The sequence below is a fragment of the Roseibium sp. MMSF_3247 genome (genome assembly GCF_030733765.1).
In the GTDB taxonomy this organism is placed as follows: Bacteria; Pseudomonadota; Alphaproteobacteria; order Rhizobiales; family Stappiaceae; genus Roseibium.
Genome location: NZ_JASHII010000003.1, coordinates 685,964 through 702,513, shown reverse-complemented (window position 1 = coordinate 702,513; position 16,550 = coordinate 685,964). Strand labels below are relative to the sequence as shown.

General features: G+C 56.5%; 13 protein-coding genes. 8 read left to right on the top strand and 5 right to left on the bottom strand.

Features of this window, described 5'->3' with window-relative positions; genetic code table 11:
• Window positions 1–160 precede the first annotated feature (160 nt).
• A complete protein-coding gene (locus RBB44_RS13590; protein ID WP_306147834.1) occupies window positions 161–1,219 on the top strand; it encodes a DUF459 domain-containing protein in 1,059 nt (352 codons plus the stop codon).
• Window positions 1,220–1,308: 89 nt separating this feature from the next.
• Here RBB44_RS13590 and RBB44_RS13585 read toward each other — a convergent pair whose 3' ends face one another.
• Window positions 1,309–2,742, bottom strand: a complete 1,434-nt coding sequence (locus RBB44_RS13585; protein WP_306147833.1) for a glutamate synthase subunit beta — start codon at window positions 2,740–2,742, stop codon at window positions 1,309–1,311.
• 86 nt (window positions 2,743–2,828) lie between these two features.
• Entirely contained in the window at window positions 2,829–7,562 is a 4,734-nt protein-coding gene (gene gltB, locus RBB44_RS13580) for a glutamate synthase large subunit (protein WP_306147832.1), read from the bottom strand.
• Window positions 7,563–8,162: 600 nt separating this feature from the next.
• Between gltB and RBB44_RS13575 the strand changes: the two genes are divergently transcribed.
• The 5 genes from RBB44_RS13575 to RBB44_RS13555 all read left to right on the top strand — a co-directional run bounded on the left by RBB44_RS13575 (window position 8,163) and on the right by RBB44_RS13555 (window position 11,983).
• The gene (locus tag RBB44_RS13575) at window positions 8,163–8,468 is read left to right on the top strand and encodes a DUF2282 domain-containing protein (protein ID WP_133951331.1); all 306 of its coding nucleotides are present in this window, start codon (window positions 8,163–8,165) and stop codon (window positions 8,466–8,468) included.
• Between the two features lie 101 nt (window positions 8,469–8,569).
• Complete coding sequence (locus RBB44_RS13570) at window positions 8,570–9,466, top strand: DUF692 domain-containing protein (protein WP_306147831.1); 897 nt, start codon at window positions 8,570–8,572, stop codon at window positions 9,464–9,466.
• A 1-nt stretch (window position 9,467) separates the two neighbouring features.
• Window positions 9,468–10,259 carry a DUF2063 domain-containing protein gene (locus RBB44_RS13565; RefSeq protein WP_306147830.1) on the top strand — a complete coding sequence of 264 codons (792 nt, stop codon included), beginning with the start codon at window positions 9,468–9,470 and terminating at the stop codon, window positions 10,257–10,259.
• A 41-nt stretch (window positions 10,260–10,300) separates the two neighbouring features.
• A complete protein-coding gene (locus tag RBB44_RS13560; protein WP_133951337.1) occupies window positions 10,301–10,879 on the top strand; it encodes a DoxX family protein in 579 nt (192 codons plus the stop codon).
• Window positions 10,880–10,924: 45 nt separating this feature from the next.
• Window positions 10,925–11,983, top strand: a complete 1,059-nt coding sequence (locus RBB44_RS13555) for a low specificity L-threonine aldolase (protein ID WP_306147829.1) — start codon at window positions 10,925–10,927, stop codon at window positions 11,981–11,983.
• 78 nt (window positions 11,984–12,061) lie between these two features.
• Here the strand turns inward: RBB44_RS13555 and RBB44_RS13550 are convergent, their stop codons facing one another.
• Window positions 12,062–12,508 (bottom strand): Hsp20 family protein, encoded by a 447-nt coding sequence (locus RBB44_RS13550; RefSeq protein WP_133951341.1) that lies wholly within the window; start codon window positions 12,506–12,508, stop codon window positions 12,062–12,064.
• Between the two features lie 270 nt (window positions 12,509–12,778).
• Here RBB44_RS13550 and RBB44_RS13545 point away from each other — a divergent pair, with 270 nt between their 5' ends.
• Window positions 12,779–13,204, top strand: a complete 426-nt coding sequence (locus RBB44_RS13545; RefSeq protein WP_306147828.1) for a hypothetical protein — start codon at window positions 12,779–12,781, stop codon at window positions 13,202–13,204.
• A 106-nt stretch (window positions 13,205–13,310) separates the two neighbouring features.
• A complete protein-coding gene (locus tag RBB44_RS13540) occupies window positions 13,311–14,390 on the top strand; it encodes an alpha/beta fold hydrolase (RefSeq protein WP_306147827.1) in 1,080 nt (359 codons plus the stop codon).
• Between the two features lie 41 nt (window positions 14,391–14,431).
• On the opposite strand, the gene hisN is transcribed toward RBB44_RS13540, so the two are convergent.
• Both hisN and RBB44_RS13530 read right to left on the bottom strand, forming a co-directional pair.
• Window positions 14,432–15,238, bottom strand: coding sequence for a histidinol-phosphatase (gene hisN, locus RBB44_RS13535; RefSeq protein ID WP_306147826.1), 807 nt, complete (start codon window positions 15,236–15,238; stop codon window positions 14,432–14,434).
• A gap of 278 nt (window positions 15,239–15,516) precedes the next feature.
• The gene (locus RBB44_RS13530) at window positions 15,517–16,362 is read right to left on the bottom strand and encodes an N-formylglutamate amidohydrolase (RefSeq protein ID WP_306147883.1); all 846 of its coding nucleotides are present in this window, start codon (window positions 16,360–16,362) and stop codon (window positions 15,517–15,519) included.
• Window positions 16,363–16,550 lie beyond the last annotated feature (188 nt).

Genomic DNA, 16,550 nt, shown 5'->3' with positions numbered 1-16,550 from the left:
GACCCGAACACGGATCGGTGTTGGGACGCGAACAGTGGCTTTCAAATCTTCACTTCGTCGTTTGACGCAGATGGCTCGGCCATCTGCGTTGCCGTTCGCACTTGCCCTGGCACTTCTTGTTTGTCCGGCTGAGCCGACTGGCTGGTTTCAAAGAGAGGCCATGGCTGAAGAACCGATAGTGCTTGCTCAGAATAATGGATTTCGGGGCTTCAACCCGTTCGCCCCAATTCAGCGTTTGTTTGGTGGTGGCCGTGAGAAAAAACGGCAAGCGCCAGTTCAGCAAGCTCCAAAAGTGGTTCGTCCTGCCGGCCTCCCGCCGCGCTTTGAGGAAGTGGAAAAAGACCCCGACGCCGGTCTGATCCTTGTGGTCGGAGACCGGATGGCACGGGGTGTGGCCGACGGTCTGCGATTTACGCTGGCGCAACAACCAAAAATCAAGGTTGAGGAAATCACCGAAGACCGGGAGGGTTTTGCAGGCGCAGAGTCGCCGGACTGGGCCACACGTACGCTCTCCCGTATTCGGGGCGCGGATGTCAAAGCGGTTGTCGTGATGATGGGATGGCGTGACCGGGACGAAGAGTTTCCGGGCGAACCGCCCATCGAGTATATGACGGCGGAATGGCTTGAGACCTATCGAAACAAGGTCATGGCGCTGGTTCGTAGTGTTCGGCAGGAGAAGCTTCCAATTGTCTGGGTCGGGTTGCCGCCCACCAATGACGAACTTCTCAACGGTGATTTCACCCAACTGAACTCTGTCTTTGCCGGGGCGGCGGAAGAGCGCCGTGTCCGATATGTTGATTTGTGGGATATCTTCCTCTCAGAGGATGGCGCCTACACATCCTTTGGTCCCGATGTAGACGGTAAGAACACCCGACTTCGGACCAATGACCGGATCGCATTTACATGGGCCGGGTACCGAAAAGTTGCGTTTTTTGTCGAACGCGAGTTGTCGCGTCTTCTTGGCGGCTATGGTGGACTGGCGTTCGAAGGTGTCGAGGATGACCCCAATTTCATCGTGTTGACGGGCCGGACAACATCACCTGAAGGTTTTTTGCTTGGCGGTGAGGACGATGCCGAAATTGACACCAGCAGTACAGCCTACCGGTTCTTCGTTGAAGGCGAGCCGCTTGCGCCGGTGTCCGGGCGTGTTGATGATCCGCGCATGATCGGCAACGATAGCGTGTCTTCCTTGGTAGAGGCGGAAGCCGGAGATACATGAGTTTCTATTCCGGGTCAGATGTACATTTCAACGCAACAAAAAGCCGCCGGAGATCCGGCGGCTTTTGCATGTCGTTTGACGTGTTTCGATCAGCGCGGCAGGTCGCTTGACCCGGTCAAGTACTCGTCTACCGCGCGCGCTGCCTGGCGGCCCTCACGGATTGCCCAGACGACCAGCGACTGCCCTTTGCGAACATCTCCCGCTGCAAACACCTTGTCGATCGATGTTTTATAGTCGTCAGTGTTGGCCTTGACGTTGGTGCGGCCATCCAGTTCGAGTTTCTCACCGGCCTGTGCGATGTAGGTGTCCAGGCGTGGTCCGGAAAAACCGATCGCTGCAAAGACCAGATCGGCACGCAGGATGAATTCCGTGCCTTTAATCGGCTTGCGCTTCTCGTCAACACGGGCGCATTTCACACCGGTTACGACACCATCTTCATCTGCGACCAGACCGAGCGTTGCAGCAGAAAACTCGCGCTCTGCCCCTTCCGCCTGAGAAGAGGATGTGCGGAACTTGGTTGGCCAGTAAGGCCAGATTGTGAGCTTGTCTTCTTTCAGAGGCGGGATCGGCCGAATGTCGAGCTGCGTGACTGAAAGCGCACCCTGACGGAATGCAGTTCCAACACAGTCGGATGCGGTATCGCCGCCGCCAATGACGACAACATGCTTGCCGCCGGCCCAGATCGGGGCTTCGTCGCCTTCCGGTTCGCCGCCAACGCGGCGGTTCTGTTGAACCAGGTAGTCCATTGCCCAATGGCAGCCCTGAAGGTCCATGCCTTCAACGCCAGGATCGCGCGGACGTTCAGCACCGGCGCACAGGATTACAGCATCGTGGCGTTCGGTGAGCTCGTCCATGCTGACTGTGACGCCGACATCGACGTTGTAGTGGAAGGTGACACCCTCGCCCTCCATCTGTTTGATGCGGCGGTCGATGAAGTGCTTTTCCATCTTGAAGTCCGGAATGCCGTAGCGCAGCAGACCGCCGGCCTTTGGCTCCCGTTCATAGACGTGGACCGTATGGCCGGCCCGGGCGAGTTGCTGGGCCGCGGCCATGCCTGCGGGGCCTGAACCGATGATGGCAACGGCTTTGCCTGTCTTCGTGGCGGACGGTTCCGGGGCAATCCAGCCTTCTTCCCAGCCCTTGTCGGCAATCGCCTGCTCGATGCTCTTGATGTTGACCGGAATGTCTTCAAGGTTCAGCGTGCAGGCTTCTTCGCACGGGGCCGGGCAGATACGTCCGGTGAACTCCGGGAAGTTGTTGGTCGAATGCAGGTTGCGCAGCGCGATGTCCCAGTCGCCTTGAAAGACCAGATCATTCCAGTCCGGGATCTGGTTGTTGACCGGACACCCGCTTGGTCCATGGCAGAACGGAATGCCGCAGTCCATACAACGTGCCGCCTGGTTGGCGACTTCCTGATCGTTGAGCGGGATCGTGAATTCGCGGAAATGGCGAATGCGGTCAGAAGCTGGTTGGTACTTCTGTTCCTGACGATCGATTTCCAAAAAACCGGTTACCTTGCCCAAGGCGACCTCCTCAAATTTGTGCGTCCTCAAGGTGGCTGCAATCGGCCGCGATCGGCGGCCGAGAGCCATTTTGTTCAATGTGCCGGTTACTCCGCCGCGACCATGCCGAGGCGTTGCTCTTCCATTTCCCGCAATGCACGGCGGTACTCGACCGGCATGACCTTCACGAATTTCGGCCGGTAAGTGGCCCAATCGTCCAGGATCGCTGCTGCCTTGGTTGAGCCGGTCAGCTCCTTGTGCTTGGTCAGCATCTGCCGCAGGCGCTCATCATCATGACGTGTCATGTCGCAGGAGAGATCCACACGGCCCTTGTGCTCAATGTCACCGCCATGGTGATGCAGCTTCTCAAGCAAGTCATCTTCTTCGGTGACTGGTTCAAGTTCCACCATTGCCAGGTTACAACGGGATCCGAAGGTTCCATCCTCATCGAGAACGTAGGCGATGCCGCCGGACATGCCAGCTGCGAAATTCCGTCCTGTCTGACCAATCACGACGACGACACCACCGGTCATGTATTCACAACCGTGATCTCCGACGCCTTCAACAACGGCAACCGCACCGGAGTTGCGGACTGCGAACCGCTCACCTGCAACGCCGCGGAAGTAGCATTCGCCCTCAGTTGCACCGTAAAGCACGGTGTTGCCGACAATGATGGAGTCTTCGGCAACGATCCGGGTGTTTTCCGGTGGGCGGACAATGATCTTACCGCCGGACAGACCTTTGCCGACATAATCGTTGGCATCGCCTTCCAGGTCCATTGTGACGCCTTTGGCGACGAACGCGCCAAACGCCTGACCCGCTGTGCCCTTGAGTTTGACCGTCAGTGTGTCCGGTTTCTTCAGGCCTTTGTTGCCGTAGCGCTTGGCAATCTCGCCAGACAGCATGGCGCCAACCGACCGGTCCACCGAACAGATGGTCTCCTCGATGGTCGACGGTTCCTTGGTATCCAGCGTGTGTTGCGCAGCTGCAATCAAGCGGCGGTCAAGAATGTCGACGATTGGGTGCTCTTGGCGCTCCGTCCAGCGGGTTTCTTCCGGCTTTGCGTCCGGCTGGAAAAAGATCCTGGAGAAATCAAGGCCGTTGGCTTTCCAGTGATCGAGCGCGGCTTCCTTGTCGAGGAAGTCGGAGCGACCAATGAGGTCATCGAGTTTTTCAACGCCGAGGGATGCCATGAGCTCACGGACTTCTTCGGCAACGAAGAAGAAGTAATTGATGACGTGCTCCGGAGTGCCCTTGAAGCGCTTGCGCAGAACCGGATCCTGTGTCGCAATCCCAACCGGGCAGGTGTTCAAATGGCACTTGCGCATCATCAGACAACCGGCCGCGATTAGAGGGGCGGTCGAGAACCCGAACTCGTCCGCGCCCAGAAGAGCACCGATGATTACGTCGCGACCCGTACGAAGCCCACCGTCAACCTGCAGGGCAACACGTGAGCGCAAGCCGTTCAGAACGAGGGTCTGCTGGGTCTCTGCAAGGCCAATCTCCCACGGAGAGCCGGCATGCTTGAGCGAGGTCAGCGGTGATGCACCGGTGCCGCCGTCAAAGCCTGAAATGGTGATGTGGTCTGCCCGTGCCTTGGCAACGCCTGCGGCCACGGTCCCGACGCCGACCTCGGAGACTAGCTTCACCGAGATGTCCGCGACCGGATTTACGTTTTTCAGGTCGTAGATCAGCTGTGCCAAATCTTCGATGGAATAGATGTCATGGTGCGGGGGAGGCGAGATAAGGCCAACGCCCGGGGTCGAATGACGGACTTTTGCGATCACCGCATCCACCTTGTGGCCCGGCAACTGACCGCCTTCGCCAGGCTTTGCACCCTGAGCAACCTTAATCTGGATCATGTCGGAGTTGACCAGATATTCGGTTGTCACGCCGAAACGTCCCGAGGCGACCTGTTTGATGGCCGACCGTTGCGGGTTCATGGTGCCATCGGGGAGCGGATTGAAACGTTCTGGCTCTTCGCCACCTTCACCGGTGTTGGACTTGCCGCCAATCTTGTTCATGGCGACGGCAAGGCTGGAATGGGCTTCTTTCGAAATCGACCCGAACGACATTGCGCCGGTGACGAACCGCTTGACGATGTTCTCAGCGGGCTCAACCTTGGAGATGTCGATTTCGGAGCGGCCGATTTCCTCTGCATTTTTGATGCGGAAATGGCCACGGATCGCGAAGCGTCCGCTTTCCTGATTCACTTCTTTTGCGAACGTCCGGTACATGTCCGGTAGCTTGGAGCGGACAGCATGTTGCAGGTTTGCAATGGAATCTGGCGTCCACATGTGGTTTTCGCCGCGGATCCGGTAAGCGTATTCGCCGCCAACATCCAGCGACCGGCGCAGAATTGCCACATCGCCGAATGCCTCGGAATGGCGCTGAACGGTTTCCTGGGCAACTGCACTCAGGCCAATGCCTTCGATCATGGTCGCTGTGCCGAAGAAGTACTTCTCGACGAATTCAGAAGACAAACCAACGGCGTCAAAAATCTGGGCACCGCAGTAGGACTGGTAGGTCGAGATGCCCATCTTGGACATGACCTTCAAGATGCCCTTGTCGATCGACTTGATGTAGCGCTCGACGACTTCGTACTGATCAACTTCTTCCGGGAAGTCCATCTCCATGTGCATGGAAAGAAGGGTTTCGAAGGCAAGATACGGGTTGATGGCTTCGGCACCAAAACCGGCAAGAACACAGAAATGGTGCACTTCACGGGCTTCACCGGTTTCAACCACCAAGCCGACAGATGTGCGAAGGCCCTTGCGGATCAGGTGGTGATGGACCGCAGCTGTCGCCAAGAGGGCCGGGATCGCAATCCGCGATCGGTTAATCATGCGATCCGACAGAATGATGATGTTGTATCCGTCAAGCACCGCTTTTTCGGCGCGCTCGCAGAGTTCGGCCAATGCGCCTTCCATTCCTTCAGCGCCTTTATCGGCGTTGTAGGTGATGTCCAGGGTTTTGGCCGAGAACTGATTGTCGGCGATGTCGCCGATCACCCGGATTTTTTCCAGATCTTCGTTGGTCAGAATTGGCTGACGGACTTCCAGGCGTTTGGATGTCGACAAACCTTTCAGGTCAAACAAGTTCGGGCGCGGCCCGATGAATGAGACCAGGCTCATCACCAGCTCCTCACGGATCGGGTCGATCGGCGGGTTGGTGACTTGAGCGAAGTTCTGTTTGAAGTAGGTATAAAGCAGCTTAGATTTGTCCGACAACGCCGAGATTGGCGTGTCGGTGCCCATGGAGCCAATAGCTTCTTGACCGACTGTTGCCATCGGGGTCATCAAAAGCTTGATGTCTTCCTGGGTGTAGCCAAAGGCCTGCTGACGGTCGAGCAGGCTTTCGCCTGCGACCGGGGCCATCTGGCGGACGCCCGGCAGATCTTCCAGAACGATCTGTGTCTTGTGCAGCCAGTCTTTATATGGGTTGGCCGTGGACAGCTGGCGCTTGATTTCGTCGTCAGAGACGATCCGACCTTCTTCCAGGTCGATAAGCAGCATCTTGCCCGGTTGCAGGCGCCATTTCTGGACGATCTTTTCTTCTTCAACCGGCAGAACGCCAACTTCGGAAGACATGATGACGAAGTCGTTTTCAGTCACGATGTAGCGGGCCGGGCGCAGACCGTTCCGGTCAAGCGTCGCACCGATCTGGCGGCCATCGGTGAAGGCAACAGCAGCCGGGCCGTCCCACGGCTCCATCAATGCAGCGTGGTACTCGTAAAAGGCACGGCGATTGTCATCCATCAGCGGGTTGCCAGCCCAAGCCTCCGGGATCAGCATCATTGCAGCATGGGCGAGCGAGTAACCGCCCATCACCAGGAATTCGAGCGCATTGTCGAAACAGGCTGTGTCTGATTGGCCTTCATAGGAAATCGGCCAGAGCTTCGAAATGTCGTCTCCCAACAGCGCGGATGAAACCGATGCCTGGCGGGCAGCCATCCAATTGACGTTGCCGCGGAGCGTGTTGATTTCGCCGTTATGGGCGACCATCCGGTAGGGGTGGGAGAGGTCCCAGGACGGGAACGTATTGGTCGAGAAACGCTGGTGAACCAGCGCGAGAGCAGAGGTGAACCGCTCATCCTTCAGGTCGCTGTAGTAAGCGCCAAGCTGATAGGCGAGGAACATGCCCTTGTAGACAATGGTCTGGCTCGACAGCGAGACGATGTAGAAGCCTTTCGTGACCGCATCTGTTTCCGCGCGAACGGTATTGGAGATCACTTTGCGCAGAACATAAAGCCGGCGCTCGAACGCATCCTGATCGTCGCCATTCGAGCGTTTGATGAAGACCTGACGCGATACCGGCTCAGTGGCTGCAATGTCTGGAGCTTTGGAAAGGGACGCGTTGTCGACCGGCACATCGCGCCAGCCAATCAACTCTTGCCCTTCGGCTTTGATGACCCGCTCTACGATTTCTTCGCACTTGGCACGCAGGACATCGTCCTGTGGCAAGAATACAAAGCCTACGCCATAGCCGCCGAATTCCGGAAGCGGTGTGCCAGCGGCAGACATCTCAGCTTCGAAGAACCCGTGAGGGATTTGAACCAGCATGCCGGCGCCGTCGCCCATGAGCGGATCTGCACCAACTGCGCCGCGGTGTGTGAGGTTCTCCAGAACCTGCAGTCCATCTGCAACGATCTTGTGGGATTTTGCGCCCTTCATGTGCGCAACAAAGCCAACACCGCAGGCATCGTGTTCGCGCGACGGATTGTAGAGCCCTTTGTCGGCGGCCGTGCCCAGTCGATCGGCAAGTGTTGTGGCTGTCACGGTGTTTGTCTCCGTCTGGCCTGCTTGCATGGCTGTGCTGGTCGTCAGCTCTGTCTTCGTCATGTGCGCCCTCACTGTTACCCCAGTGTTAGCCGTGGTTTGGAGCGTCGGGTTCCGTTCGGGTCGCATTCCATCAAGAGTGCGGCTCGGTGAACCCTGGCTTTTGCCCCGGCTCTGTCGATGTACTTACTGCAGCGGCTTGTTCTGGCAAACCGTCGCATTGCCGCAGCGCCAGTTAGCGCTGTTGAAACACAATTGCCTCATCTTGCTGGAGGCCCTCCCCGGACCGAGCAAGCGGCTGCTTGGATCTTACATTTATCACGACCGGCGGTCCGGTGGTGTTTCCCTTACCTCAAAAGGACAGTATGCCTGTCCTATTCCAAGCGGGCGGAACATGACAGATTTCATTGCAAGGAGCAAGTGTGTTTCTTTGTCGCTATTATAATTGTTTCGTACGTAAAGTGCCAATCGTCCGGAAACGTCGCGTTGAGTTGGGTTTGAGTAAGAATCTTTCGTTTAATAGTCTAAGGTAGGTGACAGCTCGCAGCAGTGTCACAGGCGTTTGATTTCCCATTGAACGCCAATCCGGCCATGTAACGGGTGTAGCAGCACTTATCCGGCATCGTGGTTGCTGCGCTGATTTTTTGACCAGAGGAGTTTGATATGAAAAACAAGGCTATGTCTGCAGCAGTTGTTGCTGGCGCCGTTGCCACTGCAATTGCAGGTCTTTCGGCGACCACTTCGACACCGGCCCATGCTCAAGCCAAAGAGAAATGCTATGGTGTTTCCCTGAAAGGCCAAAACGATTGTAAAGCCGGTCCGGGAACGACGTGTGCCGGTTCTTCAACCGTTGACTACCAAGGCAACGCTTGGACGCTGGTTCCGAAAGGTACATGCGTGTCCATGGAACTGCCGGACGGCCGCAAGGGATCCTTGACGGAATTGTCTCGCGACCTTCCGGAAGCGTAATTGGAAGAATTCGAATCGGCCATTAACGGGCGATCATGCGAACTCAGGCTGGCGGTTTGCGCCGCCCGCCTCACACCGTAGTTCAAGGTCTGGAGCTTGCCATGCGGTCCGACGAGCAACCCGTTTCTCCTTTTGGCACTCAGGCGGCCGTTCCGAACCGGCCCGGCGCTGGTTTGAAATCGGAGCATATCGCCGACATTCTTCAAAGCCACCCGGACATCGGATTTTTCGAAGTTCACGCGGAAAACTATATGGGCGCCGGAGGGCGGCCGCATCAACAACTCACGGCAATTCGCGATATCTATCCGCTATCGCTTCACGGGGTTGGTCTGTCCATTGGCGGCGAAAGCCCGCTCGACAAAGATCACCTGGCTCGGCTCGCGGAGCTGAACAAACGCTATGAGCCGGGTCTGTTCTCTGAACACCTGGCCTGGTCTACACACGAGACGACCTACTACAATGACCTCTTGCCGGTTCCATACGACCAGGCAACTCTCATACGCGTGTGCGATCACATCGATGAAGTTCAAGATGTGATGGGGCGGCAGATGCTTTTGGAGAACCCGTCCACTTACATTGCCTATGCTCAGAGCACCTTCAGTGAGTTGGATTTCCTTAAGGAGATCACTCGCCGGACAGGGTGTGGTCTGCTGCTTGACGTCAACAACGTCTACGTGTCCTGTACTAACCAGCAACAGTCGCCGGCCGCTTACCTTGCCGAATTTCCCATGCAATATGTCGGTGAGATACATCTTGGAGGCCATGCTCCGGATATGGACGAGGCGGGACGTCCGCTGTTGATTGATGCGCATGACCGCGCCGTCGATGATGCTGTTTGGGCTCTCTACAAAGACGTGATTGGAATGCACGGCGCCCTGCCGACGTTGATTGAATGGGACAATGATGTTCCTGCATGGCCCGTTTTGCTTCGTGAAGCAGATGCTGCGCAGGAAATCCTGCGTCGTGCCGAAAACGCAGACCTGAAGGCGGTCAGCTGACATGGCACAAGTGTTTGTACTGCCAAGGCTCTCCGCAGCTGACTTTGGCGACGCTCTCATCAATCCGGAACTCGGGACACCCGAAGGCGCTGTCGGACCCGATGGGCTGCCGGACGTGAAACGCTTCAATGTTTATAGGAACAATGTCATCGTCAGCCTTTGCGAGGCGCTGGGCGAGACCTACCCGTCTATCAAAGCGCTCCTCGGCGACGAATATTTTGCGGCTTTGGCCCGTGCGTTTGTCGCAAAACATCAGCCGTCAAACCCTGTCCTTATCTGGTATGGAGAAGAGTTTTCAAGTTTTCTTGCCGCATTCCCACCGCTGAAGGCCTATCCTTATCTGGAAGATGTGGCGCGCCTAGAATGGGCTTGGCTTCAATCCTACCACGCGAAAGACTGTCAAGTTTTTGATCCGGCTACGCTTGCGACGATCCCGCCCGCAGATCTTGGAGGGGTGAGATTTCGGCGCCACCCCGCCGCAACGATCGTGGCTTCAGAGTGGCCGATCTGGGATCTCGTGAAGGTCAACCGGTTCAAAGATGGAGAGCAATCGCAGATCGATCTCTCTGTTGCCCAGCCCGTGCTGATCGTCCGGCCAGAGCTTGATGTCGATGTCCGGGTTTTGGAACCAAGCCATGCTGCCTTCGGGGGCGCAATTTTTTCCGGAGCGTCGTTGGGGGAAGCGGCTGAAACGGCACTTGAAGTAGACAGCGGTTTTACACTGGCTGATTGTTTGTCGAACTTTCTATCAAATGGGGCTCTTGCCGGTTTGCAGACCAAAGAACCCGCCTAAGCGGGATCCGGCTAGAAACAACAAAAGAGGCTATGAAGCGGATGGTTATTGGTTTTTTTGTAAGGCTTTACACGTTGGTGTTCGGCGCAATTGAACGGCTGACTGAGGGCTGGTTTCTGGGTCTTGCCTCCCGCCTTATTTTTGCTGCTGTGCTTTTTCAGTTTTTCTGGAACTCGGCGCTCACAAAAATTGGCGGCAACATCATGAACATCTTCACGCCGACGGCTGGCGCATATGCCCAAATGCTGCCGGCTATGATGGAGCAGGTCAGCTATGACACCAGCCAGATCGCCTTTTTTCCATATGGACTGATTGTCCTCCTCGGAACTTGGGGCGAGTTCATCCTGCCGGTGCTTGTTGTTGTTGGCCTTTTCACCCGCGCGGCGAGCCTTGGCATGATCGTCTTCATTATTGTCATGACTTATGTCGACATCACGGGTCATGGGGCCGATGCCAAGACAATCGGGGCGCTGTTTGACGGAGATCCTTATGCGATTATTGCAGATGATCGGCTGCTGTGGATCTTCCTGCTTCTGGTGCCGACTTTGAAAGGACCGGGTTTGATTTCGCTCGATGCGCTACTGGGTGTCCAGTACCGCAAGCGGGAAATGTACTACTAGGAAATAGCGGTTGCCCGGTTGGGGCCGTGGTGATTTAACGGCCCCATGAATTTTGCCAGTGACAATTGGGCGGGTGCAGCTCCGGCGGTGATGTCGGCGCTGACCCGCCATAATAATGGTCATGTGCCGGCTTACGGCAGTGACCCCCTCACCGAAAGCGTCTCCAACAAGTTCAATGAGCTGTTTGAACGGGAAGTGGCCGTTTTTTTTGTGGCAACAGGGACAGCTGCAAATTCGCTCGCCCTCGCAGCATACGGGAAGCCGGGTGGCGCCATTTTCTGCCACCGCGATTCGCACATTCAGGTCGATGAGTGCAATTGTCCGGAATTCATGACAAGCGGCGGCAAGCTGGTCAGTGTTCCTGGGGCGAATGGGAAGTTTGCCGCAGGAGGGTTGGCCGAGGCCATGTCCGCTTTCCCCGATGGTGTGGTGCATCATGGTCAGGTTGCAAGTGTCTCCATCAGTCAGGCGACGGAAAGCGGCACAGTCTACACGTTGGAAGAGATTGCCGCGATTAAGGAAGTTGCGGCTTCCCGGTCTGTTCCTTTGCACATGGACGGCGCTCGCTTCGCAAATGCACTCGTAACGCTTGGATGTTCACCTGCCGACATGACGTGGAAGTCCGGCGTGGATGTGCTGTCCTTCGGTGCAACAAAAAACGGATGCTGGTGCGCGGAAGCGGTCGTCTTCTTCGACCTGGAAGCTGCCAAAGGCTTTGAGTACTTCCGCAAGCGCGGCGGGCATCTTTTTTCCAAGAGCCGGTTTGTGGCTGCTCAGTTTGATGGATATTTCAGTGAAGACAGCTGGCTGGATACGGCAGCACACGCCAATGCGATGGCATTAAAACTAGCCGAAGGCATTCGGTCCGCTGGTGGAAGAACAGCCTGGCCTGTTGAAGCCAATGAGCTGTTTCCAATCCTGGAGCGTCGGCAGTTCGAGCAATTGGAAGCCAAAGGCGCAAAAATTTACGAATGGCCGGCGAAAGATATGCCTGAGGACCATGCTCCGCAGGCGGATGAAGTTTGCGTACGCATGGTGTGCAGCTTCGCAACGACCGAAGACGACGTGGCAGCGTTCTTGGGTGCGCTGTCCGAGATATCTTGAGGCTGCGGTAGATACGAAGAGAGGCGCCTGTTTGACAGGCGCCTCCGCACCGCTTCAGCTCAGGGGAGAAGCTGCCGGTTAGTGAGCGGTGCTTTCAATCTGTTTGGTCCCGCCGGATGTGATCTCGATCTTGCGGGGCTTCATGGCCTCGGGCAGTTCACGGACCAGGTCGACGTGAAGGAGACCATTTTCGAGGCTCGCACCGTCAACGCGGACGTATTCCGCGATCTGGAAGCGGCGTTCGAACGTCCGGGATGCGATGCCGCGATATAGTATTTCGCGATCAGCAGCTTCTTCTGCTTTTTCACCCTTGATCGTCAGAACGTGTTCTTTTGCTTCAACGGAGAGTTCCGCATCGCTGAAGCCTGCAACAGCCATGGTGATCCGGTAGGAGTTTTCGCCGGTCCGCTCGATGTTGTACGGCGGATAGCTTGGAGCTTCATTGCCAGCTGCATCCAGCATGGAAAAAAGGCGGTCAAAACCGATTGTGGAACGGTGAAGTGGGGTAAAGTCGAAGTGACGCATAGTCTGTCCTCTCTTTGAGCAACTGTTACTTCTGATTTTTGCGATCTCCTGTCCCCCATTATTGGCGAGACTGGAACGCTCCGCAGACCCGTTTTGGCGCCTGCACTGATCGAGATGGGAATTCTGAATTTTGAATTCAAGAGGTCGTGGGTAAGCGGAATCATCGGCGATGAACTGAAGATGAATAGGGCCTTCCGGTCCCGTTCAAACGCTCTTCGGCATTCTCCGGGTATCGCCAGCACGGGGCTGGCGGAACAAGGAGATCACACAATGTCGATGTCACTCATGAAGCGCATTTCCACGAAAGCGTCTGCCCCGATTGCAGGAGCGGTTTTGCTCTTGGCCGCCGGTGGAGCAACGCAAGCGCAGGCTGTTCCTGTCTCAGGTTTCGGTGCAAAGGCACCCGTGGTCAGCGGCATGACGATTACAGTCGATTACCGCGGCGGGCCGGGGCGCGGTTGGGATCGTCGGCACGGTCGGCATCAATACGAGTTGGGGCCGAGGCAAATTCGCCGCAGCTTGCGCCATCGCGGGTTTCATCGGATCAAAATCATTGATCGCCGCGGCCCGATGTACATCATCAAAGCACGTGGCTGGCGTGGTTTTCCTGTCAGACTCGTTGTCGATTCCCGCAATGCAGATATCGTGCGTAGCCGCCCTCTGGGCCCACGGTACAACTGGCACAGCCGGTGGTAATTCTGGTCACTTTTGGAGCCGGTCCTGCGGGGCCGGCTCAAAGTATATTGAGAGCTGGAGCTCAGGCGGCTATCACTGATCGCTGCGACAAGCGAATCGGATCAAGATGAGCCTGATTGACACCAAGGATAATCCGGTCCCGGATGGGGCCGTTTCCGGGTTTTTGGAGATGAATGGCCGGGTCAAGCTGCGCTATGCGCATTGGCCTGCTGCGCCGGGCAAGTCGTGTCGGGGCACTGTGACCATCCTCCAGGGACGCGCTGAGTTTATCGAAAAATACTATGAAGTTGTCTCCGACCTGCGTTCGCGAGGATATGCTGTTGTTGCCTTCGATTGGCGCGGGCAGGGCGGTTCGACGCGTTTGACCCGAAGCCCGGCGCGGGGACACGTCACGAACTTCAAAAGATATCAGCAGGATTTGCTGGCGATCTTGAAGAACGTTTCCCTTGCAACCTACCCGGGGCCGCATTTTGCGCTGGCGCACTCTACGGGCGGCCTCATTTTGATGTCATGTTCACAGCGACTGCGGACGATGTTGGATCGGGCGGTTATTACGGCGCCGCTACTGGCGATCGCACCAAGGGATTGGGAAAGCGAACTGACGGCCGGTTTGCGAAAGCTGCTCCGTATTTTGACTTTGGGGCTGTTTGGAAGACCTCAACTCAGGGCGACCCGCCCGTCCACTTCCCGATTGATCGAGACACTCGGTTTTGGCCTTGCTCGATTTTGCGCCTGGACCTTTTTGGGCCGGCTCTACGTTCCAGGTGGAAACGGGAGGCTTACGCTCCCATTCGAAGAAAACCGCCAGACAACTGACCGTCAGCGCTATCGCAGGTTTTCCAAGGTTCTGGAGGAGTACCCGGAAATCGGTATCGGATCGCCGACGATGAGTTGGCTGAACGCAGCCGCCACGGCCATGAAGTCGATGCGTCAGCGCCGGGCCGGACCTGAAATGCGACTGCCGTGCCTTATACTTGGTGCCGGCCGTGACAGAATTGTTTCGACGCCTGCCATTGAAGAGTTTGTCTCCCGCACAAAAAATGCATCGTATATCGAGATCTCGGGCGCGGAACACGAGCTTCTTATGGAAGCCGACAGATACCGGGACCAGGTCTGGGCGGCATTTGACGCCTTTATTCCGGGTTTGGAAGCAGATTTAGTGATGGACCAGGCGGGTGCTGATTGATCTTCAGTGATACGCCGCCTGGTTGATCTTGCAGGCAAGTATTAGACGGCAGCTTTCGCCAGTTCGGTCAGCAAGATGTCGTGGAGGCGTTTATCGCCGGATGCAACGATCTGACCGCCATCTGCCGGTGAGCCGCCTGTCCATGTCGTCACAACGCCGCCGGCACCTTCAATTATCGGGACCAATGCGACGATGTCATAGGCTTGCAGCCCGGACTCTATGACGGCGTCGCCATGGCCCGCTGCAACCATGCAATAGGCGTAACAATCCGTTCCGTATCTCGTCAGCTGTGCCTTTGCCTCCAGTCGATCAAAGACCGGCCGTTCGCTGGCGTTAAAAAGCGCGGGTGTTGTCGTAAACAAGGTCGCGCTGTCGAGCGATGCGCAGGCCCGCGTTTTTAGATCTTTTTGGCCGAGAGGCCCATGATACCAGGCGCGTTCACAATCCCCGCTGTAGCGCTCGCCAATGTAAGGCTGGACCATCATGCCAAGGCTGGGTTTGCCATTTGACCGGAGGCCGATCAGCGATCCCCAAGTTGGAAGACCGGTAATAAAGGCCCGTGTGCCATCAATCGGGTCCAAGACCCAAACATGATCAGAATCAAGGTTCTCTGGTCCATGTTCTTCACCCAGTATGCCGTGGTCGGGGTAGTGTTCGTTGATCAGCGCCCGCATGGCTGTTTCGCCGTTCTTGTCGGCGATTGTGACCGGGTCGAAACCGCTTTCCAACTTGTTGTCGACCGAGAAGCCTTGCCGGAAATGCGGCATGATCGCAGCGCTGGAAGCGTCCGCCAGGCGATCGAGAAATGGAGCCAGCGGGTTTGCACTGGCAGCGAGCGGCATGGACATATGGCCTCCAGTCGATGTGTCACTTTTCGGTCAGAACGACCGCAGGTGGCTGTCTTATAACCTGATTTGCAAAAAAAGAATTCGGAATACCTGAATTGATGCTCATATTTTGAGCATGAAACAACCGCTGTTGGGGTTGCATTTTGTGCGGTGCGGTGCGATCTTATTGCGGTGCGATAGAGCTTTCTGTCGTACCGCCCTCCTTGGGCGTTTCCTCCCTAGACTTCGGCCGCCTCGTTCGAGTGCGGCCTTTTTTTTAATTCGATTTAATTCAGGGATTATTCGGCCGCGATAGAATCCGCGACGAGACCGGCGTCCGGCATTGCGGTCAACTCCCGGACGAAGTCTTTCAGATCGTGGAACAATTGTCCGAAATGGGCCGTCGGTTCATGGGTCGCTTCGTCCATGTAAAGGCCGCGATTGATTTCAATTTGAAGAGCATGCAGTCCGCTTGACGGCCGGCCGTAATGCTCCGTTATGAAGCCGCCCGCATACGGTTTATTGCGGCTCACGCTGTATCCTTTGCTCCGCAATGTTTCAAACGCAAAGTCGGTGAGGTCGCTGTTGCAACTGGTGCCGTAGCGATCACCCAGAATGAAATCGGGCCGTGTATCTGTGGTCTGACATTTCACTGTTGACGGCATGGAGTGGCAGTCAATCAAGACTGCATGCCCAAATGTCACGTGCGTTTGCGCCAGCAGACGCCTCAGTGTCGAGTGGTAGGGCTTATAGATCGTCTCGATGCGGTTGAGCGCTTCTTCAACAGGCAGCCTGTGCCGATATATTTCGTGGTTTTCGCTGACAATGCGCGCGACGGTTCCAAGGCCACCCGCTACCCGGATTGAGCGGATGTTTGCGTAAGACGGCAGCCGGCCGTCATACATCTTCGGATCGAGCTCATAAGGTTCCCGGTTCACATCCAGATAAGCGCGCGGAAAGTGTGCCCGCAGCATGGGGGCACCAAGTGGCACCACATGCGAAAAGAGCTCGTCCACATAAGCATCTTCGGACCGCCGGATCGAGCGCGCATCAAGCCGTGAGGCAGCCAGGAAACTCTCTGGATATTGACGGCCCGAATGAGGAGAGTTGAAAACAAATGGCAGCCGTTGATCAGCAGGGGACAACACATCAAATGCAGGAAAGCCGTTGAAGTCGACTTCGAACTGGCTGTATGGGGCGCTGGGCGTTGAACTTGTCAATATGTGTGTCCCGTTTGCGGCGATTGCCTATCGTGCCAAGGAATCAACACGCAGTCCACAGTCGAGCGCGCAAAAGCTTAGGAGAACCAATTCACCCTATCTTTCTGTTGATT

Coding starts and splice junctions, on each gene's coding strand:
- RBB44_RS13545 (WP_306147828.1), top strand. CDS start 12,779: ATGTCGATGTCACTCATGAAGCGCATTTCCACGAAAGCGTCTGCCCCG.
- gltB (WP_306147832.1), bottom strand. CDS start 7,562: ATGACGAAGACAGAGCTGACGACCAGCACAGCCATGCAAGCAGGCCAG.
- RBB44_RS13540 (WP_306147827.1), top strand. CDS start 13,311: ATGAGCCTGATTGACACCAAGGATAATCCGGTCCCGGATGGGGCCGTT.
- RBB44_RS13555 (WP_306147829.1), top strand. CDS start 10,925: ATGAATTTTGCCAGTGACAATTGGGCGGGTGCAGCTCCGGCGGTGATG.
- RBB44_RS13550 (WP_133951341.1), bottom strand. CDS start 12,508: ATGCGTCACTTCGACTTTACCCCACTTCACCGTTCCACAATCGGTTTT.
- RBB44_RS13560 (WP_133951337.1), top strand. CDS start 10,301: ATGGTTATTGGTTTTTTTGTAAGGCTTTACACGTTGGTGTTCGGCGCA.
- RBB44_RS13575 (WP_133951331.1), top strand. CDS start 8,163: ATGAAAAACAAGGCTATGTCTGCAGCAGTTGTTGCTGGCGCCGTTGCC.
- RBB44_RS13570 (WP_306147831.1), top strand. CDS start 8,570: ATGCGGTCCGACGAGCAACCCGTTTCTCCTTTTGGCACTCAGGCGGCC.
- hisN (WP_306147826.1), bottom strand. CDS start 15,238: ATGTCCATGCCGCTCGCTGCCAGTGCAAACCCGCTGGCTCCATTTCTC.
- RBB44_RS13590 (WP_306147834.1), top strand. CDS start 161: ATGGCTGAAGAACCGATAGTGCTTGCTCAGAATAATGGATTTCGGGGC.
- RBB44_RS13565 (WP_306147830.1), top strand. CDS start 9,468: ATGGCACAAGTGTTTGTACTGCCAAGGCTCTCCGCAGCTGACTTTGGC.